Source organism: Luteibacter sp. E-22, assembly GCF_049913125.1.
Classification (GTDB): Bacteria; Pseudomonadota; Gammaproteobacteria; order Xanthomonadales; family Rhodanobacteraceae; genus Luteibacter.
Map to the genome: position 1 here is coordinate 2,829,297 of NZ_CP183975.1, position 24,203 is coordinate 2,853,499.

Annotated in this window: 20 protein-coding genes and 3 tRNA genes; 6 read left to right on the plus strand and 17 right to left on the minus strand. The window is 64.9% G+C overall.

Annotation, left to right across the window (positions count from 1 at the left end; genetic code table 11):
• The first annotated feature begins 1 nt into the window (after position 1).
• Positions 2-1,501: a CPBP family glutamic-type intramembrane protease gene (locus ACN9M2_RS12680; protein WP_426285079.1), complete on the plus strand. Its 1,500-nt coding sequence runs from the start codon at positions 2-4 to the stop codon at positions 1,499-1,501.
• A gap of 212 nt (positions 1,502-1,713) precedes the next feature.
• Here ACN9M2_RS12680 and ACN9M2_RS12685 read toward each other — a convergent pair whose 3' ends face one another.
• Positions 1,714-2,661: an RluA family pseudouridine synthase gene (locus tag ACN9M2_RS12685; RefSeq protein ID WP_426285080.1), complete on the minus strand. Its 948-nt coding sequence runs from the start codon at positions 2,659-2,661 to the stop codon at positions 1,714-1,716.
• Positions 2,662-3,011: 350 nt separating this feature from the next.
• On the opposite strand from ACN9M2_RS12685, the gene ACN9M2_RS12690 reads away from it, so the two are divergent.
• Positions 3,012-6,281 carry an Rne/Rng family ribonuclease gene (locus ACN9M2_RS12690; protein WP_426285081.1) on the plus strand — a complete coding sequence of 1,090 codons (3,270 nt, stop codon included), beginning with the start codon at positions 3,012-3,014 and terminating at the stop codon, positions 6,279-6,281.
• A 61-nt stretch (positions 6,282-6,342) separates the two neighbouring features.
• On the opposite strand, the gene ACN9M2_RS12695 is transcribed toward ACN9M2_RS12690, so the two are convergent.
• Positions 6,343-6,996 (minus strand): response regulator, encoded by a 654-nt coding sequence (locus ACN9M2_RS12695; RefSeq protein ID WP_306850494.1) that lies wholly within the window; start codon positions 6,994-6,996, stop codon positions 6,343-6,345.
• 336 nt (positions 6,997-7,332) lie between these two features.
• Here ACN9M2_RS12695 and ACN9M2_RS12700 point away from each other — a divergent pair, with 336 nt between their 5' ends.
• Positions 7,333-7,623 carry a hypothetical protein gene (locus ACN9M2_RS12700; protein WP_426285082.1) on the plus strand — a complete coding sequence of 97 codons (291 nt, stop codon included), beginning with the start codon at positions 7,333-7,335 and terminating at the stop codon, positions 7,621-7,623.
• Between the two features lie 241 nt (positions 7,624-7,864).
• Here the strand turns inward: ACN9M2_RS12700 and ACN9M2_RS12705 are convergent, their stop codons facing one another.
• On the minus strand, positions 7,865-8,071 hold the full coding sequence (locus ACN9M2_RS12705; protein WP_426285083.1) for a hypothetical protein: 207 nt from the start codon (positions 8,069-8,071) through the stop codon (positions 7,865-7,867).
• Between the two features lie 146 nt (positions 8,072-8,217).
• On the opposite strand from ACN9M2_RS12705, the gene ACN9M2_RS12710 reads away from it, so the two are divergent.
• Positions 8,218-8,436: a hypothetical protein gene (locus ACN9M2_RS12710; protein ID WP_426285084.1), complete on the plus strand. Its 219-nt coding sequence runs from the start codon at positions 8,218-8,220 to the stop codon at positions 8,434-8,436.
• 18 nt (positions 8,437-8,454) lie between these two features.
• Here ACN9M2_RS12710 and ACN9M2_RS12715 read toward each other — a convergent pair whose 3' ends face one another.
• Entirely contained in the window at positions 8,455-8,682 is a 228-nt protein-coding gene (locus ACN9M2_RS12715; RefSeq protein WP_306850491.1) for a hypothetical protein, read from the minus strand.
• Positions 8,679-8,861 carry a DUF3606 domain-containing protein gene (locus ACN9M2_RS12720; protein WP_371023229.1) on the minus strand — a complete coding sequence of 61 codons (183 nt, stop codon included), beginning with the start codon at positions 8,859-8,861 and terminating at the stop codon, positions 8,679-8,681. Before ACN9M2_RS12720 ends, ACN9M2_RS12715 begins: the two co-directional genes overlap by 4 nt.
• 165 nt (positions 8,862-9,026) lie before the next feature.
• Between ACN9M2_RS12720 and ACN9M2_RS12725 the strand changes: the two genes are divergently transcribed.
• Positions 9,027-9,185, plus strand: coding sequence for a hypothetical protein (locus ACN9M2_RS12725; protein WP_371023230.1), 159 nt, complete (start codon positions 9,027-9,029; stop codon positions 9,183-9,185).
• 17 nt (positions 9,186-9,202) lie between these two features.
• Positions 9,203-9,634: a hypothetical protein gene (locus ACN9M2_RS12730; RefSeq protein ID WP_426285085.1), complete on the plus strand. Its 432-nt coding sequence runs from the start codon at positions 9,203-9,205 to the stop codon at positions 9,632-9,634.
• On the opposite strand, the gene ACN9M2_RS12735 is transcribed toward ACN9M2_RS12730, so the two are convergent.
• The 12 genes from ACN9M2_RS12735 to kdsB all read right to left on the minus strand — a co-directional run bounded on the left by ACN9M2_RS12735 (position 9,625) and on the right by kdsB (position 24,177).
• Positions 9,625-11,799, minus strand: a complete 2,175-nt coding sequence (locus tag ACN9M2_RS12735; RefSeq protein WP_426285086.1) for a CBM35 domain-containing protein — start codon at positions 11,797-11,799, stop codon at positions 9,625-9,627. The two genes, ACN9M2_RS12730 and ACN9M2_RS12735, sit on opposite strands and share 10 nt — an antisense overlap.
• Entirely contained in the window at positions 11,796-14,066 is a 2,271-nt protein-coding gene (locus ACN9M2_RS12740) for an alpha-galactosidase (protein WP_426285087.1), read from the minus strand. The genes ACN9M2_RS12735 and ACN9M2_RS12740 overlap by 4 nt, the downstream gene beginning before the upstream one ends.
• The gene (locus ACN9M2_RS12745; RefSeq protein ID WP_426287919.1) at positions 14,063-14,980 is read right to left on the minus strand and encodes an aldose 1-epimerase; all 918 of its coding nucleotides are present in this window, start codon (positions 14,978-14,980) and stop codon (positions 14,063-14,065) included. The genes ACN9M2_RS12740 and ACN9M2_RS12745 overlap by 4 nt, the downstream gene beginning before the upstream one ends.
• Before the next feature lies 1 nt (position 14,981).
• Entirely contained in the window at positions 14,982-17,804 is a 2,823-nt protein-coding gene (locus ACN9M2_RS12750; protein WP_426285088.1) for a TonB-dependent receptor, read from the minus strand.
• 358 nt (positions 17,805-18,162) lie between these two features.
• Positions 18,163-18,873, minus strand: a complete 711-nt coding sequence (locus ACN9M2_RS12755; RefSeq protein WP_426285089.1) for a FadR/GntR family transcriptional regulator — start codon at positions 18,871-18,873, stop codon at positions 18,163-18,165.
• A 217-nt stretch (positions 18,874-19,090) separates the two neighbouring features.
• Complete coding sequence (locus ACN9M2_RS12760; protein ID WP_426285090.1) at positions 19,091-20,020, minus strand: hypothetical protein; 930 nt, start codon at positions 20,018-20,020, stop codon at positions 19,091-19,093.
• 261 nt (positions 20,021-20,281) lie between these two features.
• Positions 20,282-20,368 (minus strand) — tRNA-Leu (locus ACN9M2_RS12765).
• Between the two features lie 49 nt (positions 20,369-20,417).
• A tRNA-Cys gene (locus tag ACN9M2_RS12770) sits at positions 20,418-20,491 on the minus strand.
• An 80-nt stretch (positions 20,492-20,571) separates the two neighbouring features.
• Positions 20,572-20,647, minus strand: a tRNA-Gly gene (locus tag ACN9M2_RS12775).
• A 38-nt stretch (positions 20,648-20,685) separates the two neighbouring features.
• Positions 20,686-21,300 (minus strand): CDP-diacylglycerol--glycerol-3-phosphate 3-phosphatidyltransferase, encoded by a 615-nt coding sequence (gene pgsA / locus ACN9M2_RS12780; RefSeq protein WP_426285091.1) that lies wholly within the window; start codon positions 21,298-21,300, stop codon positions 20,686-20,688.
• A gap of 48 nt (positions 21,301-21,348) precedes the next feature.
• Positions 21,349-23,172, minus strand: a complete 1,824-nt coding sequence (gene uvrC / locus ACN9M2_RS12785; RefSeq protein WP_426285092.1) for an excinuclease ABC subunit UvrC — start codon at positions 23,170-23,172, stop codon at positions 21,349-21,351.
• A 219-nt stretch (positions 23,173-23,391) separates the two neighbouring features.
• Positions 23,392-24,177, minus strand: coding sequence for a 3-deoxy-manno-octulosonate cytidylyltransferase (gene kdsB, locus ACN9M2_RS12790; RefSeq protein ID WP_426285093.1), 786 nt, complete (start codon positions 24,175-24,177; stop codon positions 23,392-23,394).
• Between the last annotated feature and the right edge of the window lie 26 nt (positions 24,178-24,203).

Sequence of the window (24,203 nt, forward strand, 5' to 3'; positions counted from 1 at the left end):
GATGCACCCGCGCAGCGCCCGTTGGGTGGCCGTGGCGAGCGCGATCCTGGCGCTCGCCACGCTCGTCGCGTTGCCGCGATTCGGAGCGACAGTGGTGCGGGCGGCGATCGAAAACGAGAGCGCCGCCGATCGGGCCGCGTTCGCCGCCGGCGACTCGCCCTGGTCGTGGCGCTTTCGCGAGCGAGACGACGTGGTCGCGGGCCGAGCCTTTGGTTCCGGTGTTCTGACGGTCGTCGAAGACGGCCTGGCATTCCGAGCCATGGACGGTTCCGCCATGGAGATCGGCCTACCCCTCGCGAGGCCCGTGGATATAAGGCGGCTGGACAGCCTGCGGCTGCGCGCGGAGGCGTCGGCCCCCGGCAGCTACGCCTGGGTGGCGCGGGAAACGCTGACCGGCCCACTGCGGCGAGCCACGCTCGGCCCATTCGCCGGGGGCCCACTGCCGCCCGTTCTTCGACTGGGCCCTCTGGACTGGACCGATCCGGCGGGACGACCTGTCACGCCACCCGCCCGCGCGGCCATGTTGCGCCTGGAGGTGACGCTTCCCGCCGCGGCCACGTTCACGCTGCACGAAGCATCGTTGGTGGCCGGAAGCGGCCCGATCCAGCCGCCGGTCGGCGCCCTTCCCTCCCGGCTCTCGGCCGAGGGATTGCTTGCATGGCGCGACCATGCCCGCGCGGCCGACCCGCTGGTGACATTCGGTTCGGAGACGGCGGCCAGGCCTTCGGGGCCTGCCGCTGGCCCCGCGCGCGCATGGCCGCCCTGGTTGCCGCCGATCGCCTACCTGCTCGTACTCGGCGCCTCCGTCGGGTCGGCCGTGCTGCGGCACCGGCGTCGGCCCGTTGTGGCCGCAGGCTCGCCGGTGGCGGTGTTTCCTACCGCGACTGCGTCGACACCAGCCATCCGCACGGACAGCGGCCTTATCGACGCAATACTCGTTCTCATCGGCCCACTCTGGTTCATCGCAGGACTGGGACTTTCCGATCGGCCGGACCCGCCCGGCGTCGCGATGTTCGTTGCGGGCGCGACCTACGCCTTCTATCTCAATGCCACTCGTGTCCTTCCGCGCTGGCACTGGCTCGGCACATGGCGCGTCGCCGGCTGGCCGCTGCTGGCGGTACCCGCGGCCCTCTGCGTCGTCGTGTTTTTCGGTCACGCCCCTGCGTGGCCACCACTGGGCCGTGTGGCCGTCTATGTCGGCTGGGCTCTGTTCCAGCAGTGGCTGATGCTGGCGGTCGTGGGGGCCTTGCTGGCACGGGCGCTGCCCCGCCCGCTGGCCGTGTTGCTCACCGCCCTGGCCTTCGCCCTGCTGCACACTCCCAACGGCCTGCTCATGCAGCTGTGCTTCGTGGCCGAATTCGGCTGGGCCTGGTGGTACTTCCACCGCCGTGCCCTGCTGCCCGTGGCGTTGGCGCACGCGCTCAGTGCGGTGCTTCTCCAGGCCGGACTGGCCGGCGGCCTGCTCCGGTCGCTGGAAGTCAGCGCGAGATTCCTGGGCTGACGCAGCGAAAGCCTGCTGAGGAAGCCGATTTATCGGCGATGGGGCTCGCCGAGATCTGGCCGCTGCCGCGGATCGCCGCTGAAGCAGCTCCCACAAGGTCTTGCTTCGGTGGGAGCCGACCTTGTCGGCGATCCCGCGCAGCGGGGCCGGGTTGAGGCAAGCCCCATCGCCGACAAGGTCGGCTCCCCAAGCCGGCGTCCACCGATCAGCGGTCAGCCGCGCAGATTGTCCAGGAACGCCTTGAGATCGTCGGGCAACGGGGCCGAAAAATCGTAGTTCTTGCCGCCGAGATCGAAGCTCATCCGCGCCGCGTGCAGGAACATCCGCTTGAGTCCCTTGGCGCGAAAGCGCTTGTTCGCCTCTTCGTCCCCGTATTTCGGGTCTCCAGCCAGCGGATGGCCGGCGTACTGGGCATGCACGCGGATCTGATGAGTGCGGCCGGTGCCGAGCGTGGCCTGCATCAGGCGCGCGCCCGGGTACTGCTCCAGTTCCTGGAAAAACGTGAGCGAGGGCTTGCCGGCATCGTCCACGCGGACCATGCGCTCGCCACCATGCATCACCGACTTGAGCAGCGGCGCGTTGACATCGAATTTCGCCTTGCGCGGCGTGCCGGTCATGAGACAGAGGTACTGCTTGGTCACCTCGTTGTCCCGGATGAGCGCCTGCAAGCCGGTCAGGCCCGGGCGTGAACGCGCCAGCACCAGCACGCCGCTGGTGTCGCGGTCCAGCCGATGGACGAGTTCCAGGTGCTCGTTCGGCCGGGCCGCCCGCAGCAATTCGATGGCGCCATGGCTCACCCCGCTGCCGCCATGGGCGGCGATGCCCACGGGCTTGTCGATCACCAGGAAGTGCTTGTCCTCGAAAATGATCGAATCGGTGACCGCCCGGACCATGCCCGAAGGAGCGACGCTTTCATCGCGCTCGGCCACGCGAACCGGCGGAATTCGCAGCATATCGCCGAGGGCGAGGCGGGTCTCGGGCTTGGCGCGCTTGCCGTTGATGCGCACCTGTCCGGTTCTCAGCAGACGGTAGACCAGGCTGCGCGGCACCCCCTTGAGCAGGGTCATCAGGGCGTTGTCCACGCGCTGACCGTCCCGCTCGGGGCCGATTTCGACCTGGCGCACACCTTGGCCGCCGTCGAGGGAAGTTACCGTCTGCATTGATAAAACTCGAAATTGATAGGATACTCGACGGGCGCCAGGCTCCGCTGAAGACTCATCTCTCGCGGGGTGCCAGTACCGCCACGTCAGGCGAGTGTCGCGCCATTCCGTCCGAGGGGTCGGAGGGCGAGGACACCCTACATCGTAGCGGTTCGGGTTGCGGTTGTCCGGCTAATCCGTAGGGACGCGGACCGGTTGCAAGGCGCTTATTCACGAATCACGCCGGGTCCAGGTATCGGTCCCGGATCCCATGCCGCTTGAAGCCTCACCGCTGCGGCGCGATCCCCGGCAGGCCGCCACTTGGGCGCCACCGCGGCGCGCGGCCGCGCGGCAAGGCCGAGGAACCTACAATGAAGCGTATGTTGATCAACGCGACTCAGCGCGAAGAGTTGCGTGTGGCCATCGTCGATGGTCAGAACCTGTACGACCTGGACATCGAGATCCCGTCCCGGGAACAAAAAAAGGCCAATATCTATAAAGGCCGCATCACCCGCGTCGAACCCTCCCTCGAAGCCTGCTTCGTCGACTATGGCGCCGAACGCCATGGTTTCCTTCCGCTGAAGGAAATCGCCCGCGAGTACTTCAATCCGAACGCGGAAGGTAAGTCGAACATCCGCGAGCTCCTCAAGGAAGGCCAGGAGATCATCGTCCAGGTCGAGAAGGAAGAGCGCGGCAACAAGGGCGCCGCCCTCACCACCTTCATCAGCCTCGCCGGCCGCTACATGGTGCTGATGCCGAACAACCCCCGTGCCGGCGGCGTTTCGCGCCGTATCGAGGGTGAAGACCGGCAGGCACTCAAGGAGGCCATGGAGCATCTGTCGGTGCCCGACGACATGGGCCTCATCGTGCGCACCGCCGGCATGGGGCGCGACGCCGAGGAACTCCAGTGGGACCTGGACTACCTGCTGCAGCTGTGGAAGTCGATCTCGGCCGCCGCGAACTCCCAGAAGGCTCCCTTCCTGATTTACCAGGAATCGAAGCTGTTCATCCGCGCCCTTCGCGATTACCTGCGCAACGACATCGGCGAGATCCTCATCGACGAGGAATCGCTGTTCAACGACGCTCGCGACTTCGTCCAGCAGGTGATGCCCAACAACCTGCGCAAGCTCAAGCTCTACCAGGACCCGACCCCGCTCTTCTCGCGGTACCAGATCGAGACCCAGATCGAGAGCATCTTCGAGCGCAATGTCCGCCTTCCCTCGGGCGGTTCCATCGTCATCGACCAGACTGAAGCCCTCACCGCCATCGACATCAATTCGTCGAAGGCGACCAAGGGCAGCGACATCGAGGAAACGGCGTTCAACACCAACCTCGAGGCCGCCACCGAGATCGCCCGCCAGCTGCGCATCCGCGACGCCGGCGGCCTGATCGTCATCGACTTCATCGACATGGACAGCCCGCGCCATCAGCGCGAGGTCGAAGAGCGCCTCAAGGAGGCCCTCAAGGCCGACCGCGCGCGCGTCCAGATCGGTCGCATCTCGCGCTTCGGCCTGCTGGAGATGTCCCGCCAGCGCCTGCGTCCGAGCCTCGGTGAAGCCACCCAGATCGTCTGTCCGCGTTGCGAGGGCCACGGCCACATCCGCAGCGTGGAATCGCTGGCGCTGTCCACCCTGCGCCTGATCGAAGAACACGCGATGAAGGAGAACACCGGGCAGGTCCTGGTGCAGGCGCCGGCCACGGTCGCCAACTTCATGCTCAACGAGAAGCGCGCCAGCATCGTCGAGATCGAACTGCGCCACAGCGTGCACGTGGTGGTGGTCGCCGACGAGAAGCTGGAGACCCCACACCTGGAGATCACCCGTATCCGTGAGGCGGACATGGGCGAGCACAGCAAGCCCAGCTACGAGCGGACCACGCCGATCGCGGCCGCGGCCCTGCCCAAGATGGGCCAGGCCCTTGGCAGCGGTGAGCAGCCGCTGGTGACAGGCGTGGTTCCGAGCACGCCCGCTCCGCTGCGCGATGAAGACACCGACGTGGTCGTGGCCGCACCGATGCCGGCCAGCCGTGCGCCCACTCCGGCGGCGCCGTCCGGCGGCTTCTTCTCCCGCCTGTTCGGCAGCCTCTTCGGTGGCGGCGCGGCGGCGGCGCCCGCTCCGGCGCCCGCACCCGCCCGCCGCGAGGACTCCCGCCAGGGCGGCCGCAGCGACCGCAGCGACCGCGGCCCGCGTCGCGACGATCGCCGTGGCAATGAAGGACGCGGCGGCCGGGGCGAGCCGCGCCAGTCGCAGGGCCAGCGCAAGGACAACAACCAGGCCAGGAATCCGCAGCCGAAGCCGGGCAACAAGCCGCAGCAAGCCCGCGGCGAACCTCGCCAGGGCGAAGAAAAACAGGCGCGCCAGAAGGATGCCCAACAGGGGCGTCAAGGCCGTCAGGAGCAGGCCGCCCAGGGCGCCGAGAATGGCCGTCGCCAGCAACAACCGCGAGGTGAGCGCAAGCCACAGGGCGACAACGCCGACAAGGCCGTGACGGCAGCCGCAGCCGCGACCGTAGCCCAGGCGACGACGTCGGCCGCACCGCGCGTTCCCGCGGAAAAGTCCGCCGCCTCGATTGCCATGGACGACGACAAGCTGATCCAGGCCACCGGCGACGCGCCGACGAGCGAGATCGAAGCCTCGATCGCAGCGGACGCCAGCGCGCCCCAGGGCGAAGGCACGAAAGAAACGGAAGGTGGCCAGCGCCGCCGTCGCGGCCGCCGTGGTGGCCGCCGTCGTCGCCGCCAGGAAGATGGTAGCCAGGCCGGTGCCATCGAAGGCGGCAGCAACGCCGACGATATGGACGACGAAGACGGTGACGACGCGTCACCGGCCGAATCCGGCCGCACCGAAACCGCCCGTACCGAGACCGCACGCTCGAGCGCCAGCGTTCCGCCGATGCTCGACACCGCCGAAGCCGCCGAGAACGCCTTCGCGGTGGAAGCCCCGGTGCATGCGGGCTCGCGCCCGGTCGAGGTCGATCTGGCCGATGAAGACAGCGTCCCGTCCGCATTGACCCTGCCCTCGCTGCCGAAGCTTCCGCCCATTCCGGGCCATGCCCCCGCACCCGCAACGACCGTGCATGCTCCGACGGAAGCCGCCAGCCCGGCCGACTCGGCGCAGACCCGCACCACGGAACGTCGCCAGACCGAATCGGACGCGCCGCTCAAGAGCGCCCCGGTGACGGGCTCGGCGCCGGTACCGGCCGCCGCGCCTATTCCCGCGGCATCCACGTCCGTGGACGAGCCGGTTATCGAACCGGCCGCTCCTGCCCGGTCCGCATCCGTGCTCGACGCACCCGCTCGCGGCATCCTTCCTGAAACAGAGGAAGCGGCACCGGTGCTGGCGCGCCCCGAGGTTATCGCCAACGAAGACGCCCCTGCGGAAGAAGCCGGCAGCAAACCGGTAACGCCCCGGGCCGAGGAAGCATCCAAGGACGAGGAAACGCCGCCAAAGGCCGAAAAGAGCGCGCCGCCTGCGGTCCCGCCCGTGACGCCCACGCCGAAGTCGGCCGAGGCATCGAACGTCTCGCCGGTGTCGCATACGCCTTCCGCGCCGGCGTCGGCGCCGGCCTGGACACCGCCTGCCCAGGGCGATCTGCTGACCCGGCCGCGCCAGGAGCCACAGGACGACAGTTCCCACGGCTGACAGTGAAAGAACAAAAAAAGCCGGGCATCGCCCGGCTTTTTTTGTCACGCCATGAACAACGTCAGCTGCCCACCTGGTGATTATGCGTGTCCAGCAAGCCGTGCACGGTCATCAAGTGCGCCAGGCCGACGACATGTTCGACATGCAACTTCTCCATGAGACGCTGTTTATAAGTCGAGACGGTTTTCGGGCTCAGGTTGAGCCTTTCGCCGATCGAGGTCAGCGGCATCCCGCGGACGAGCATCATCGACACTTCCATCTCGCGCGTCGACAACGTGTCGAACGGCGAATCCGAACCATCGAGCGTGGCGAGTGCCAACTGCTGGGCCACCGTGGGGGCGAGGTAGCGCCGCCCCGAGGCTACCTGGCGCACGGCGCTGAGCAATTCCTCGGACGAGCAGCCCTTGGTGAGATAACCGAGGGCTCCGGCGTCCAACAGACGCTTGGGGAAACGCGCGTCATCGACGACGGTGAGGATGACGATATTCGTGCGCAGCTTCGCGCGAATCACACGCTCGGTCAGTTCCACGCCGCTCATGCCCGGCATGTGGACATCGACGAGCGCGATATCTGGTGATTGGGAGCGGATGAGGCGCAGGCCTTCCTCGGCCGAACCCGCTTCTCCCCTGATCCGGAGGTCGGCCTGCTGCTGCAGGATCATCCGGAACCCGGTCCTGACCAACTCGTGGTCGTCGACCAAAACAACGTTAATCATGTAATGCCCTCCCTGGGCCGACTGTACTTCTGTGCGCGCGTATCGGCCGCGCGCGCCTGCGAATGCATACAATGCCAGATGTGCAGGCGAGACAACCAGCGTGCACGTATGATCCGACCGCCGCCCCGCCGTCTGTAGCGGTATCCGCCTTTGCATGTGAGGTGACATGGCCTGATGATCGTGTCATCGTCAGGCGCAGCTGCTTGTAGGCGAATGCCTCAGCACGATTTCGGCAGCGCTGCCCGACGACACCGGAAGGTGTGCCACATACGGAATCGCGGAGGCCACAGACGAGGCACTCCGTCCATCCAAGGACCCAGCAAGGACACCTCATTCATGGAAGACCGGACTTACCTCCTCGGAAAACTCGCGGCCCTGGAATCCGCCCTGGAAGCGGCCATCTCGACCCACCCGGAACCGGCCGCGCTGGTGGCCGCGCTGGCGGAAGCCATGTCCCGTTACACGCCGGAGCAGCGTCCGCGAAATGTCCGCTCCTTCGCCGAAGGATGGATGGCGATCGTGACACCTTTATTGACCGAGCAGGCCAGCCGCTCGCACGCATCGACCCGCGCCGGCCTCGCGACACCCCCTGTCGTAGCCGCTGGGCCCAAGCGCAGGGCCCACTGAGGGCACCGACGCGTTGCTCACATGGTTCGCACGTATCCATCAGCATGAAGGCGCCAAGGTGGAGCCTCCCGATGAAGGAGATGCCCATGGCTAATGAGAAAAATCGTCCCCCGCAACAACCGGGACAGGATCAGCCACCGAAAGACCGGCGGGGCCCTACTGAACAGCCACGCACGGACTCCTCGGGCGATCCGGTGGATGACACCGGCGAAGATAATCACCAGAGGAGTTAGCCTTTCCCCTAGCGCGGGGCATCCGGGCCGCCCGCATCGATGTCGGCTCGAACGCGGCGCGCCGCCCGGGCGGCGGCGCGTTTTCGCAGCAGGAGGATGCCTCCCAGGATGAGGATGGCCGGGCCCCAGCGCCCGCCGGTGGCTTTCGCGAGCAGCTTGCCCGCCGCCATCGCACCCAGGGTATTGACGTGGGAATCGGATAAGACCTTGGCCATGGCGACTCTCCCCGAGGTTCGTTGCGCGATGTCCCAAGCGTCGCCGCGCCGGCATCGGGATCGCGTGAAGAAGGGGCCTGGATCGCCTGCACGGCACCGGAGGTGGCTGGCCCATCTATAATGGCGTCGTAAATGCCGTTACCACCATGCCAAAGACACTCAACGACAGCCTTCCCTGGATCGCCATCGCGCTGGCGATCGCCGTGGGCACCGCTTATTTCGCCACGCGCCCGCAGCCGGAAACCTTCGACACCTGCATGGCCCGCCTTGCGCGGCCGAACGATGGCGAGGCGGATCGCGCGCTTACCCGTGCCGCCTGTGCGGGAAGACCGGGCGCGCCGTTGAAGTCGTCCCCATCGCGTTGAACCCGACACAGCGCCTGGTCAGAAGTGCACGGGAATCCAGCTTCCCGAGATGCGTTCCTTCAGCACCTGCACCGCCCTGCCCCGTCCCTTCATGGCGGCGGCCTGGTTGAGGGCGAATTCCACGGCCAACCCTTCCGTGCGGAACAGGTGCTTGTGCGCTCCCGGCAACAGCACGGTCCATGTCCTTTCGTTGATAGGCGGGAAGAACACGAAGATACGCAATGGCCGATCCGAGATATCCATCATCGGCGACGCCGGAGTTCGGCGCGTACGTCGCCCGGCACCTGGCCGACGCGCTTCACCGCATCGCGGAGCGACTGCTCCGTCACCCCCAGCGAACGCACCCACCAGTTGACCTCGGTCCGCGACTCGAGGTCGATCTTCGTGGCATCGGCAGGCCGCGCGCTGCGTTTCATCATTTCCATTGCCGTTCCCCGCTGAAAGACCACAATTGCCACCTCGCCCGTTACCCCCGCGTGACGAAAAAAGGGGTTGCACGGCGGTCCCGCTTACATGCGCATAACAACCCAAGGCGCATGGTGGGACACCATCCCTCCCACGAGGGGCCTAGTCACCCAACCGGACAAGTCATGCCCACGCAGAAGCCACCGGCGCGTTTTCCAAACGGCGCGCCCACCGACCGTTCGTCGGCAGCGTTCGTCTCCTACGTCTATTCCCATGAGCGTCGCGGCAAGCTTCCCGAGACACCGCGCGAGCCGGCCAAACGCCGGACGGGGAAACAGCCCTAACAGTAACAGGTAAGTGCATGAGCTTCGCCCCCCGTCGATCGCTGCCCGGACCTTGCCAGGTCACCGCGCATGCGGTCGACGAGGCATGCGAAGAGCTAGGCTACGCCCTCGATATCCTCTACGCCGCCGAGGCGGAATGGAACGAGCGCATGCCCCGGTCGGCCGGCGATATGCGAATGGCCGACCTGAGGCACACCTGCCGTTATCTCGAGGACATGGCGCCGTATCGCGGCGTCGCTGAAGCGATCACCGTTCTTTGGCGGGCGCACCGTCGGCTCAAGGCGATGCGCGATGCCGACTATGTCGACATCGCGGAGGCCTGCACCCTGCTGCAGCGGATCTCAGACGCCTCGGAATGGTCACGACCGGCCGTATTGTTCGCCGAACGGTGCCATTGCATGCTTCCCGCGTGGCCCGCCAGCTTGACCGACCACCCACCTTACCGCTGACACGTAGTCGCGGAAGCTCCCAACCACGCCGGCAAGACCCGGGGCGCCACGACGATGCGATCCAGATCCGGCGCCGGTGCGTCGGCATTGCCGAGTCCGATCGTATTGGCCCCGGCCTTGAGCGACACATCGAGCACCTTGGCCACGGGATCGTCGAAACTGCTGCCGTCGAGATCCAGCCTGATCGGAGCCTGCCCGTTGATGACCAGGTAGAGCGTGCGCGGCCCCTTGGTGGCGTAGTCGATCTCCAGTTGGTAGCTCCCCGACGTGGGTACGGTCACTGCCGGGAAGGTCACGGAATTCGCGGACCCGACACCGATATTGCCCGCCTTCGCCAGCCCCGAGAAGTAATTGCTGAAGCCCGCGGTCACGGTACCGCCAAGGACCGCGGCCTCCGCCTCGTAGGTGGCCGATGCGGGAAGCGCGGCGTCACCGGTTCCGCCGACGACGATGCGATCCAGGTCGGGCGGGTAGCTGGCTGCGTTACCGAAACGAATCTGGTTGAACCCCTTGCGCAAGCATACCGGCAGCGTGCTTTGCGACGGCAGTTGGAAGCTTCCACCACCCGAATTGAAAGTCTGGAACGGCCCGTCGTTCACCTGGTACAGATACGAGCGAAGGCCGAGCGTGAGCGAGTCGATCCGCATGAGATAGGCGCCGTCCCGCGGCGCATAGACATGATCGAAGCTAACCGTGTTGCCTGCGCCGAGTCCCAGGCCGCCGACCTTCACACCGCCCGAGCAACCTGCGCAAGCAGCCTGCGCCGCCGTGCCGGCGAGCGTTGCCGCCTCGGCCTCGTAATTCGTGGACGGACCGGGCGTCATATGGCCAGGCAACGCCTCGACCAGCAACAGCTGCGTGCCATGCCCGGGCAGTTCGACGCGGTAGCTGCCCGTGGACGGGCCTTGCTCCTGATGACGCCAGAGATCGCGCACGCGCCGGGCACCGGTCAGTCCCAACACGCGCCAAGGCAATTCGACGACCGCGCGCGTCGCGTTCATGTTGAACAAGGCGACATGGTAGCGGCCGCCGCCGAGGTCGCTCACCCACACGGGCAAGTCGCCACCGATGACCTGCATGGCGGGCTTGCCGGACTGGTTCACCGCGATGACCTCGTCGTTGCCCGCCAACCGCTTGCCGGTTTCATCGAGCTTCGTGAGGTCTCCGCCCAGGTACATGGGCGCGTTCGCCATCGCCCAGAGCGTGACGGCCGACCGTTTCTCGTCCACCGTCAACCCGTCTTCGTCACCGTCGCCGATGTCGAGTGAATCGAGGTCGTTCCAGCCTTTCGACGGGCCAGCCACGTCCTGCCATCCCGGCAGGTCGCGAAAACGTTTCTCGATGCGCGGCCAATTGGTGAGCGTGGCACAGCGGCTTTCGCATTCCACGTCGTCGTCGATGCGGCGTGCATTGGAATAGGCCTGCCACACGTCCTGGTAATCCTTGTCCACCGCCCAGGAGACGGTGAGCCAGATCGGGCGGCCGCTGCGTGAGATCGCCTTGGACCACGCGGCGACGTCGTCGCGGTTGTCGATGCTCAGGTCGTCGCTATAGGAACCCGGCGTGACACCGTCGAGCTTGATGAAATCCACGCCCCACGAAGCGAAAAGCGCCACCACCGAATCGATGTATTCCTGCGCGCCGGGTTTACTGAAATCGATCTTGTAGTGGTACGGCGATTCACCCGGAGCGCCGAACGCATTGCCGGCGCGATGCGGTAGCGCCAGGATGTCCTGGATGTGGTACGGCGTGCCGAGGATCGGCGAGTTGGCCTGTACCGCCGGTTCTTCTACACCGGGAATCCAGTAGATGCCCGCCTTTTGTCCATGACCGTGGATATGATCGATCAATGCCTTGATGTCGGGGAAGGTCCGCAGGTCAGGCGTGGGACGGCCGTTGGCATCGAATCCACCCTGCCAACCGGAATCCAGGTTGATGTAGGCGTACCCGTGCGCCTGCAATCCGGACGCGGCGAGCGCATCCGATTGCGTGACCATGTTGGCCTGGGTGAGGAAGGCGGGATCGATGGTCTGCTGGCTGAAACTACTCCATCCGAGGTAAGGCCTCTGCCCCACGCCGTTGACCTGCGCCGATGCCGCACTGGCGAGCGTCATCAGTCCGCACGCAAGCGCCAGACGGGAAAATGCCGGAACCGAACCATTCATCGCGTGACTCCTTGGTGGGAAGCTGTGCCTTCGCGTTCGAACACCACGCCGGCGGCCTGCAGGTCGCCCTTCATCACGAGGTCGATGCCGCGCTGCATCCAGTACGCACCACTGGCCACGTCCGGCGTACCGGGGGCGGCCTTGCCGTGCACGACGCGGAAGCGATAGCGCGCCTTCACGTCGAGCCCTCGCAGGTGCAGGGTCGGAAACGGACGAGCTTCTTCGCCCTGGCGCTGGAAAGCGAACAGCACCGCCTGCGTGCCATCGTCGGCTACCGACTCCGTGGCAGACCACGGCGCGCGTTCCTGTGGCGATAGCAGGCGGTACAGCGAGCCGCGTTGCACCGTGGCGCGGATTTTCTTGTACTCGGCGACATAGCCCCGCGCCGTCGCCTCTTCCGCGGGCGTCCAGTCCAGCAGGTTCGCACCGATGCCGAGTCCGCCTTGCATCGACGACAGGAAACGGAAATCCAGCGAGCTAATGCGATTATTCACCCAGTTCGGCGAGCCCGTGACCCACGCCATCATCGTTGCGGGGGCATAGGCGTAAGTGAAGCCGTCCTGGATGGACAAGCGATCAGAGGGATCGGTGTTGTCCGACGGCCACACTTCATCCGTCAGCGCCATGATGCCCAGGTCCACTCGCGCACCACCGCCGGAACACGATTCGATCTCGACCTTCGGGTGACGCGCGCGCAGCTGGCGCAGGATGTCGTACAGGTTGCGCGTGTAGGCCACATAGACCTTCTGCTGTTCGTCGGGTGACATCTGCGGCCAGCCGGGTTCGGACCAGTTGCGGTTGTAATCCCATTTCAGGAACTGGATGTCGTTCTCGCTGAGCAGGCGGTCGAGCACCTCGAGAAGGTGCGCTTTCACATCGTCGCGGGCGAGGTTGAGCACGAGCTGATGGCGCCCTTCGCTTCGCTCGCGGCCCGGGAAGTTGAGCACCCAATCGGGATGCGCGCGGTAGAGGTCGCTGTCGCGGTTGACCATCTCCGGCTCGACCCACAAGCCGAAGCTCATGCCGAGCCCATGCACCTTGTCGATCAGCGGCTTCAGGCCGTTGGGAAACTTGTGGCGATTGACCACCCAATCGCCGAGGCCGGCGTGGTCGTTATCGCGCGCACCGAACCAGCCGTCGTCTACGACGAAGCGCTCGACGCCAAGCGCGGCGGCCTTCTCGGCGAGCCGCTCCTGTCCCTGCTCGTCCACCTTGAACTCGGTGGCTTCCCAGGAGTTGTACAGCACCGGGCGCAGCGCCGCGTGGGCACCGCCAGGCAGGATGCGATCGCGCTCGAACCGGTGCAGGAGGCGCGACGCCTCGCCGATACCGTCGCGGGTGTAGCCCGCATAGAAGACCGGCGTGTCCAGCGCCTCGCCGGGCTTCAATCGATAGGCGAAATCGAACGGGTTGTATCCACCGACGACACGGACCTGGCCGAGGATGTCCTCGTCGACGCGGATGCTCCATGAACCACTCCAGGCGAGCGCGCCGAACCACACGTCGCCGTGTTCTTCGTTCCATGCGACGCCGCGGCCGATCGCGAACCAGGGGTTGTTCTCGTCGCCCGTGCTGCCGCGACGGCTTTCGATAACGGTGGCGCCTGGCGTGACGGGCCGTGTCTGCAAGTGCCATTCCCCCGCCCATGTGCCGGTGAGATAACGCAACGAATAGTCGTCCGCGCGCGGCAGGTTCCACGTAGCCGAGGCGGCCGCGTCGATCGTGAGCGCCTGCTTTCCCGCATTCTCGATATGGGCGGATCGGCCGATGATCCCGGTCGCGGCATCGGCGGTGTAATCGAGGGTCACCGCCACGCCCGCCTGTGCGTCGCGCAACAGGATCGAGAGATGGTCACCATCGACGCGGTAGCTGTCGTAGCGAAGCACCACGTCACGGTTACCGTCGTCGAGGCGGATCTTCAACGCAGGGGTAGCCGTCATCGCGCCACCCCAGCCGGCGTATTCTTGTGGCGTGAGCGCGCCGGCGGGATCGAACGACGAGCGTTCGGACGCGGGGACGGCGGGACCGAGCGGATCGTCCGCCGGCAGCCGTGCGCCCCAGTAAATCGTCTGCAACATGCCGTCGGCGTTCACGCCCATCGCATAAGTGACACCGCCGGCGTCCAGCCTGAAGACGCGGTGCGCGGCATCGTATCGCGGCGACGCGGTGCGTTCCGGCGAAGCCCTGGCGGTGACACCCGCCGGAGCGGCGAGCAGGCTTGCCGCAAGCAATGTGGCAAAGCGGATCGTGCGGGCTCGTAGCTTCAACGGTGCAACCTCCCTTCCTTTCGACTATCCGAAGCCTCCGCACGAAAGGCGAAGGCACGTTCAAGGGTTTCTCCCGGCGCCAGGTCGGTCATGCCGTTGGCGACGGGTCCGCCTGGCAGGTGCACGGCATTGATCGGATGATCCACGGGTTCCAGGCAAAAAAAGTCTTCGCCTGCCGGAACATAAAGAACATAGCCATCGACTTCCGCCTCGACATGCAGCCTGATCGCAAGCACGGGCCACTCGATGGTGGCCCGCCCCCGCCATCCGACGAAAGCATGGTTCAGTCCATCTGCCGGCAGCGCACGATCCGACGAGAAATCCCACTCGGGAGGCACCGGCGCTCGTCGGACCGGCAACGGATCATGGCCGTCGTTCAGCCAGACCGACGTGGCGGCTGCGTGCAGCCGGGCGCCACCGTGCAAGGGAAAGAACGGATGCAGTCCGAGGCCAAACGGTAGCGCGAAGCGTCCCGTGTTGGTGATCCGTAAGCCCACCCTCAACGTATCTTCGTCGAGCCGGTATTCCAGGGCGGCCCGGTAGGAGTACGCATCGGCAGAGACCTCGTCCAGCGTCAGCATGGCGCTGTCGGCCTCGTGTCCGACGACCGACCATGCCCGTTGCCAACCGCTTCCATGGATCGGGTAAGCATCGTCCTGGCGATTGAGCGTCAGCGCGACACGCCGCCCTCCATGAAAAAAACCGCCGTGGGCAATGCGATTGCTCCACGGCAGGAGGGGGTAACAGGCGAGGCGGTTCGGTTCGTAGCGGCCGGGTGATACCTCCGGCGAATCATCGCAAGGCCGCATCAACGGCAACTCCCGGCCTTGCCCGAGCCAATCGAAGCGGGCGATGGCGCCGCCCGCGGAAGGAAGCAGACAGACGCTCAACCGGTCGTTGCACAGCTGCAACATGTCAGAGCGAGGCACGCACACCGAGGAAGAATGTACGCCCGTTGGCCTCGGCGTAGCTCTGGCGATCGTCGAAGACCTGGTACTGGTAGATTTTCTCGTTGTTGAGATTCGAAGCGTCCATGAAGAGCGACACGTGTTCGTTGAGCTTGTAGCTGGCACTCAGGTCCACCTGTCCGTATGCCTTCACCGAGGTCGGCTGGCTCTGGTTGCCGGCGATCGAAGCGAGATACTTCGCACGCCAGTTATACGCCGCGCGGAACTCGACCGGGCCCTTCTGGTAGTACAGGCTCACGTTCGACGAATTGCCGATGCCGGGAACGGCGAACTTGCCGGCGTTGGCGATCTTGTCCGCGCTGATGGAGGCGTCACTGGTCACGTAGGTGTAGTTGGTCGCCACGCCCAGGCCATCGAACGGTGCGGGCAGCTTCGTGAACTGATAGTTGAAGGTAAGCTCGGCGCCCTTGATCGTCGCCGTGTTGAGGTTCACCGGCTCGGTCAACTGGAAGGGGAAGCCCAGCAGGGTTGCGTTGGTCGTGATAAGCGTGCTGAAGTTGCTGACCTTCTTGTAGAACAGGTTCATCGCGGCGTAGCTTGTCTCGTTGAAGTACCACTCCACGCCGGCGTCGTAGTTCTTCGAGATATAAGGCTTGAGCGCGGCGTTGCCACGGGTGATGGTCTGGTCCTGCGGACGGAAGTTATACGACACCGACGCGGCGAGGTTGCTCAGGTCTGGCCGGGTCAGGGTCTTGTACGCGGCCGCGCGGAACACGAGGTCGTCGCGCAGGTTGAGCTTGAAGTTCGCCGACGGCAGCCACTCGTGGTATTTGCCGTTCTGCGAGATGGGGCTCAGGGCGCCGTAGGTGGGAATCGCATTGGTCGGGTCGTTCGGGTTCACGGCGATTCCGACGATCGGCACCGAGTACGCATAGGAGGTCGTGTTGGTCTTGGTGTAACGGATACCGGCATTCAGGGTCCAGGGCATGTCGCCATCGCCTTCCAGCGTCGCCATGCCATAGGCCGAACTGATCCGCTCCTTGATCATGCTGTAGGTGTTCGGATCGGGATGTGCCGTGAAGCCGCCGCCATTCGCGTCGAGCTGCGCCTTGAACGCGTCGGGATTGGGCAACTGGTTATACGCGGCCGGGGTGGCCAGGTACGCGAACAGCTTGTTGACGTCGTAGACGACCCAATCCCTCGGGAACCCCGGAGCCGCGCCACCGACCAGGTTGCCCGCATGGTAAACATGGGCACCGACGGCATCGGCAGGCACCGTGGCGACGTAGCCGCAGTACTCGGCACAACCGAAGCTGTTCGGGGTGTTGTAGGTGACCTCGGTCTTGGTGCGATTGGAATTGGACACGCCGAAATCCAGTCGCGAAAGCACGCCGTCGAGGAAGCTCTTTCCGAGGTGCAGCTGGTTCTCGAAGATCTTGTCGCTGACGTTCGGGCTCTGCGTACCCTGGTTGGTCACGTGGGCGTGAAGCGTGGAGGTATCGGTGGTCGGCAACAAACCCGTATACGTCGGCAGGTGATCGCCGCCGTTATTCGTCCAGACCGGGTTTACACCGATATTGCGCGTTCCCAGCACGACGAAATAGCCGTTCTGCGATTCCTTGTTCCAGGCCCGGGATACCGCGCTGTCCCAATCCACCTGCAGCGATGGATCGATCTGCCAGTTGATGTGACCACCGATCTGTTCGTTGAACGCATCGCGCGGATTGGACTGCATCGCATAATCGTTCGACATGCCGCCGGACTGGTCGAGCACGAATTGCTGGGCCGTTCCATTGGCCCCCGGCGTGATCGACTGGATGATGCCGGTATTGGTGAAGGCGCCGAAGGCGTTGTACTTCGAGTCGATCTTGTACTCGGAGAACAGGCCGTCCAGCTTCACGGTGACACCCTCGACCGGTGCCCAGTCGATCGCCCCATTGAAGGATTTACGTGTCCGTGTCTCGTTGATCACCTGCCCTTGCAGCGTCTGCGGTAAGGCGACGCTGGTGTAGGCGGGGTTGATCCGCGAGAAGTTCTGGTTGGTCAGCCAGCCCAGGGTATCGATCGACTGCTCGACGTGGTCTCGCTTGTAGTAGACCACCGAAGCCAACCAACCGAAGGTATGGTCTTTGTTGGTGTTGCCGATGAGTCCGGAAACTTTCGGCGTGGTCTTGCTCGCGAAGCCGCCATCGATGCTGTCGTTGACCCCCGCGGCACTTCCCGCTGCATGGAAGCCGTTGAAGTCGAACGGCCTCGCGGTTATCACGTTGACCGTACCGCCGATGCCGCCTTCCTCCAGGTCGGGCGTGCTGGTTTTCTGCACGACCGCCTGCTGGATCACCTCGGACGGCAAGACGTCGAAGTCGAACGCGCGATCGGTCGCGGCCGTCGCCATCGTGCGGCCATTAAGCAGCACGTTGACGAAGTTGGGACCGAAGCCGCGGACGGTAATCTGGTTCGATTCGCCGCCACTGCGGTTCACCGACACGCCCGGCACGCGCTGTAGCGCGTCGGCCACGTTCTGGTCGGGAAACTTCCCCGCTTCTTCGGCCGAGACCGAGTCCACGGTATTGACCGCATCGCGCTTGGTCGACTGCGAGAGGAACAGCGATTGCAACTGGCCCGTAACGGCAACGCCATTGAGGTCGGTGACCGCCTTACCGTCCTTCTGCCCCTTGCCATCCTGTGCCTGGGCGGCCGCGGTGGGAGCCGGGCCCTGGGTGGAGGACGGTGCATCCTGCGCGTGTGCGATGGATCCGCCGATGGAACAGATGCCGAGCATGCCAGCCAATGCGTTGCGCACCGACAGCGCGAGTAACTTCCGCTGCATTCCTACTCCCCTCTCATGATGGATGGCTCACGAAGGCCGCACGCTGCCTTCGAGGGCAAGCGGACTTGCTCCCGTGCATCGATGGACTTCGCTGATCCCGACTCTTCCCCGCTGATGCGTAACGATCCGCACCTCGAATGGACGCCCATGGCCTGCACCCGGCAGGCGGAGCGTCCGTGGGTCAATTGTAGTATTTTATGATTATATGTCCGCAAGCTGCGGCGCAGCATAAGCGGATACGGCAGCTACACGGCCTGGCGACGCCGTTTCCGTGCCCTCTCCGTTCAACAGGAGAACGGAGGATGGGGCAGCACGAATGCCAACCGCTTCACATTTCCGGGATCTTGCGTCGGTGGCGTCAGGCCTTCTTGCGGCCGCGGCCACGGATATTGGTGCGCGACTCACTGACCATCCGCAACATCGCCTGGCGCGCCACTTCGGGCTGGCGGCGACGCACCGCTTCGTAGACTTTCTCGTGGTGCGGCAAGGCGGCCTTGAAGTTCGCGGCATTGCGCGCGGAAAGCAGGAAGAAGGTGCCCAGGGCGGTCTCGATGACCGAGAACAGCGAGACCATCAGTTCGTTGTTGGTCGCGCGCAACAAGGTTTCGTGGAACGCGAGGTCGGCCTGGGCCCAGGCGTCGAGATCCTCGGAGGCGGCCATCGCGTCATAGGCCGCCTTGAGGGTAGCCAGTTGCGCGTCGGTACGCCGCCTCGCCGCGGCGGCCGCGGCGCCCGGCTCGATCAACTCACGCATTTCCACCAGCTTCTCGACGAAGCTTTCCGTAGGCATGGAGGCACAGCGCCAGGCCAGCACATCGGCATCGAGCTGGTTCCAATGGACGGCCTCCCGCACCCGGGCACCCGTACGCTGCCGCGATTCGATCAGGCCCTTGGCCACGAGCACCTTCATCGCCTCGCGCAACGCGGTGCGGCTGACGTTCAAGCGCTCGGCCAGGATCTCTTCCCGTGGCAACCCCTCCCCCGGCGCCAGCTCTCCACTGACGATAAGCCGCCCCAGCTGCTGGACCACCAGGTTGTGGAGGCCACGCGCGGTCACGGGCTTCACCATGCATTGCTCCTTGGGATGTCTGGATTCTTCGCCATACCATTACACAGGTGCACGCATGAGAGGTCGATATCCATGGAAAAGGCCGTGCATCGCTGCACGGCCCTGGGTCGAACGAGGAAACGAAGAAGGAAGGTTCGGTAGTTCGTCAGCCGTATGGCGACGTGTCCTTTTGTGAATTCCCAGGTGATGAAGTTCACTCAAGACGGCCAGATCGACCCTAATGGGTCATGTCTAGTCCTTCGATACGAATCTGGCGGGAGGCGTGTCTGTGCTCTTCGACCTTGATGACCTCGTAGTCGGTTCTTGCTCCCTGTTGTGTCTGCCACTGCTTGACCCGCACCGTGCACACAAGCACATCGCCCTTGGCGAAGGTCTCCACGCTGCTGTTCACATCGTCGAGGAATGACTGATCGGAGATGGTTGCGCTGATCGTCGCCGCACCATCCGACAACCTCCATTTGTTGTCCTCCTTGAACGCAAGGGAGATGATCGAGAACACCATGCGCCGCGTATCGTCGATGAGCAGATCCTCCTCGACGTCAGGCGCGTCGAAAGCCGCACGTTCGTCCTTCGCCACAACCAGATTGAAACCAACACCCTGCCCTACGGCGAATGTGTCCACTCCGGTTCTATCCAGCGGCGCAAGAACCTTATCGAACGCCTTCCTTACGCCAACGTCCCGCAGCAAATCGACCGCTTCCTTTTCGACCTCGCAGAACGCTTCTCCGACGTAGATACGAGCCTGCCGCTGCATTCCGTCGACTTCGGGTAAAACCTCGACTCGCGTAATCTTCCTACGATCGAGCCATACGAGTAGTTGTGCCAAGCCCTTTGCTCCAAAGAAGCCCAAGGGCGTGAGAATGGCCAATCCATTCGCTACCGCTGCAGCGTTTTCGCCCGCAAACAAGTCGCGAATCGACTTCAACCACTGCAAGCCGGTGACAAAGTCGATGTTGAAACTGCCCGTCTGGAACGAGCCTTTCACACTGATCTTGAGTTTGACGTTTTCGCCGAATAAAACCTTGGCGGACGATTCAAGCAGCTCTGCCACTGCTAAGAGTGCCGGCGCAAGCTCCCTCGGATCCATTTCATGGTTTTCGAGGGCCGGGCCATCGTAGGTGACGCGGAATTCAGTCATATCCTCCATGGTACTTCCTTGCAAAATCACGCCCTGAGATTCGATCTTTCGGGTCCTCGCAAGGATATACGCGGAGTGACACCTCCTCGATCAGCCATCCTGGCAAAATTTTTTCCGACCATCCCGACCATTGACCTAGCTAGCAGCCGGCCTTTTGCAAACACAAAGTCAACGCACGCGTCCGAAGACGGCAGATCCCGACATGACTCATCGGCAACTGTGCCTTCGTGCGAGACGCATACCCACATCCAAAACGATGGGAAAGCGAAATGGTGCCCGGAGTGGGACTCGAACCCACATACCCTTTCGGATGAGGGATTTTAAGTCCCTTGCGTCTACCGGTTTCGCCATCCGGGCGGAAAGAAAAAAGGCGCCTCCGCGTGAGCGGGTGCGCCTTGGAATGCGATGGAGGCCGAGGTCGGAATCGAACCGGCGTACGCGGATTTGCAGTCCGCTGCATGACCACTCTGCCACCCGGCCATCGCTTGCGCAGCGCGAAGAGTATCCGCGTAGCGCTTAAAAAACAAAACCCCGGATGTCCGAGGTTTTGTGGAATTACTTGGAGCGGGAAACGAGACTCGAACTCGCGACCCCGACCTTGGCAAGGTCGTGCTCTACCAACTGAGCTATTCCCGCGTCGTTGTCCGGCTATTTTAGATCAGATGGGAAATGTGTCAACCACCTTGCACCGTATTTTTTTCACTTTTTTTCACCTCGTCTGAATCCCCGCGCAAACTGGGCCATGCGGCGCGCAGGTAGTCCAGGCCCGACCAGATGGTCAGTACGCCGGCGATCACCAGCAGGGCCTCGCCGATGTGATACAGGCGCAGGGTCTCGGCGTCGTGCTGGAGCAGGAGTACCACCAGGGCCACCATCTGCGTGGCGGTCTTCAGCTTGCCCAGGAAAGCCACCTTCACCTTGGAGCGTGCGCCGATCTGGGCCATCCACTCGCGCAGGGCCGAAACGCTGATCTCGCGGCCGACGATGACCGAGGCGGTCACCGCCATCAGGATGCCCTGCCAGCCGCCCGGGTGGGACTGCACCAGCAGGAACAGCGTGACCGCCACCATCAGCTTGTCCGCCACCGGGTCCAGGAAGGCGCCGAAGGCGGATGTGAGGTTCAGGCGCCGGGCCAGGTAGCCGTCGAGCCAGTCGGTGAAGGCGGCAAGGACGAAGACGAGGGCCGCCGTGAGGTTCGCGCCGCGGAACGGCAGGTAGTAGACGATGACCATCACCGGCAGCAGCAGCACGCGGAACAGGGTCAGCCAGGTCGGAAGGTTGATTCGCATAGGTCGGCCGGTACGGGAGGCGTGCCGCTCGGGCGCGTCTTGGTTCAATCAAGGATGCAGCATGGCATAGATGCGTTCGGCGAGGCCGCGATCAATCCCCTTCACGCTCATCAGTTCCTCGACGCCGGCGGCTTCCACGCCCGCCAAGCCACCAAAGGCCTTCAGGAGTGCCGCGCGACGGCGCGCGCCGACACCAGCCACATCCTCGAGGGTACTCCGCTCGCGCGCGGCTTCGCGCCGGCGGCGGTGCCCGCTGATCGCGAAACGGTGCGCTTCATCACGTACCGCTGCCACGAGGTGCAGCGCGGGTGAGGATGTGCCCGGGTGCAGGGTCTTGCCGCTGTCGGCCAGCACCAGGGTCTCCTCGCCGGCACGCCGGCCCGGCCCCTTGGCGACACCGACCACGCGGATGCCGTCGACGCCCAGCTCGCGCAATACGTCCACCGCCTGCGCCACCTGCCCGGTTCCGCCGTCGATCAGGAGGATATCGGGCTTGACCCCGCCCTCCACCACTTTTCTGAACCGGCGGGTCAAGGCCTGGTGCATGGCGGCGTAGTCGTCGCCGGGAGTGATGCCGGCGATGTTGAACCGGCGGTAATGCGACTTCTCCGGCCCCTCGGGGCCGAAGACGACGCACGAGGCGACCGTCAGTTCACCGCGTGTGTGGCTGATGTCGAAGCACTCGATGCGACGCGGCGTGGCGTCGAGACCCAACACCTTCTGCAGGTCGTCGAAGCGGGCCAGCAGCGTATGCCGACTGGCGAGCCGCGAAGTCAAGGCCGCGCTGGCATTGCGCTGGGCCATTTCCAGGAAACGCGCGCGCTCGCCACGGACACTAGGCTTGAGCGAGACGATATGCCCCGCATGGTCCGACAGCACCGATGCCAGCACGTCCGCGTCTTCCACGGGATCGCTGAGTACCAGTTCACGAGGAACCTGACGCTCCAGGTAGTACTGGGCGATGAACTGCGAAAGCACGTCCGACACCGACGCATCGGTCGGCAGCCTCGGGAAGAAGTCACGCGAACCCAGGCTGACGCCGTTGCGGAAGAACATCACGCTCACACAAGCCATGCCCCCTTCCATGCAGCAGGCGATCACGTCCATGTCCGCGCTGGCACCCTGCACGAAATGCTGGGCCTGCAGCCGGCGCAAGGCGGCCACCTGGTCGCGCAAGGTGGCGGCGCGCTCGAAATTCAATGCCTTCGAGGCGTGTTCCATGGCGACGGCGAGTTCGTCGATCACGGCGCTACTGCGGCCTTCGAGGAACATCTCGGCGTGACGTACGTCGTTCTTATAGTCCTCGACCTCGATCAGGCGCACGCACGGCGCACTGCAGCGGCCGATCTGGTGCTGCAGGCAGGGCCGCGAACGGTTCCTGAAGTAACTGTCCTCGCATTGCCGCACCTTGAAGAGCTTCTGCATCAGGCCAAGGCTTTCACGCACGGCGAAGGTGCTCGGATAGGGGCCGAAGTAGCGCCCCGGGCCGGTCTTGGCGCCACGGTGGAAGGCCAGGCGCGGGTAGTCCTCGCCGCCCGACAGGTAGATGTAGGGGTAACTCTTGTCGTCGCGAAGCACGATGTTGTAACGCGGCTTGAGCGACTTGATCAGCTGCGACTCGAGCAACAACGCTTCGCCGGCGGTGCGCGTGAGGGTGACCTCGGCACGGGCGATCTGCGACACCATCGAGGCGATGCGCGGGTCCATCGGTGGTTTCAGGAAGTAGTTGCCGACGCGCTTCTTGAGATTGGCCGCCTTGCCGACATAGAGCAGCTCGTCCTCCGCGTCGAAGTAGCGGTAGACGCCTGGCGAGGTGGTGAGATGGCGGACGAAGGCCTTGCCGTCGAACGGATGCGACTCGGTGTGCTCCATTCCGCCATTTTACCGCGTCGGCGAGCGGCGGACGCGAAAACGCCGGCATGGAGATGGGCCATGCCGGCGAGGACCTTCCGTGGGAGCGTCGCCTGTCCTTCAGGGGGTGAGTGTGGCGACAGGGATAGGTTACGTCGCCGCCCTCTCCGGCGCGCCCGGCGAAGCCCGGGAACCCGCGTCAGGCTTGCCCGATGGGAACTGTGGGGAAACCCCTACCCCTCACTCAGGGCCCTGCGCGGCGAGCCATCGTTCCGCCCGGGCCAGGTCCTCCACCGTATCGATGCCCGGTGGGAAAGGCTCCGGCGTCGGCCGGACCGAAATGGCGTAGCCATGCTCCAGGGCACGCAACTGCTCGAGCGACTCGGCCTGCTCCAGGGGCGTGCGCGGCAACGCCGCGAGGCGGCGCAGGAAGCCCGCCCGGTAAGCATAGATGCCGATGTGCCGCAGGAACGGCACGTTGGGCGGCAAGACATTCCGGTTCGCGGCGAAGGCATCCCTGGCCCACGGGGCGGGGGCACGGGTGAAATACAGCGCGCGGCCATTCCGCCCGCGCACGACCTTGACGATATTCGGATCGAACAGTTCATCCGCGTGCTCGATCGGCGTGGCCAGGGTCGCCATCGGCGCATCGTCGCCTGCGAGGGTTGCCACCACGGCACGGATACCGGCGGGTGGGGCGAAGGGTTCATCGCCTTGCAGGTTGACCACCAAGGTGTCGTCCGGCCAGCCGAAATGGACGGCGGTCTCGGCGATGCGGTCGCTGCCGGAGGCGTGGTCCGGGCGGGTCATGCAGACGAGGATGTCGCCGCAGCCCCTGAGTTCGCGGGCGACGCGTTCGTCATCGGTGGCGACCACGACTTGCGCCGCCCCGGCCTGCCCCGCCTGCGCCGCCACGCGGCGGATCATCGACTCGCCCGAGATCTTGAGCAGCGGCTTGCCCGGCAGCCGGGTGGAGCCGAAGCGCGCGGGCACCACGACGACGAACGGGGGAATCTTCTCGGCCATGACCATATCCGCTGACAGGAAGGCGA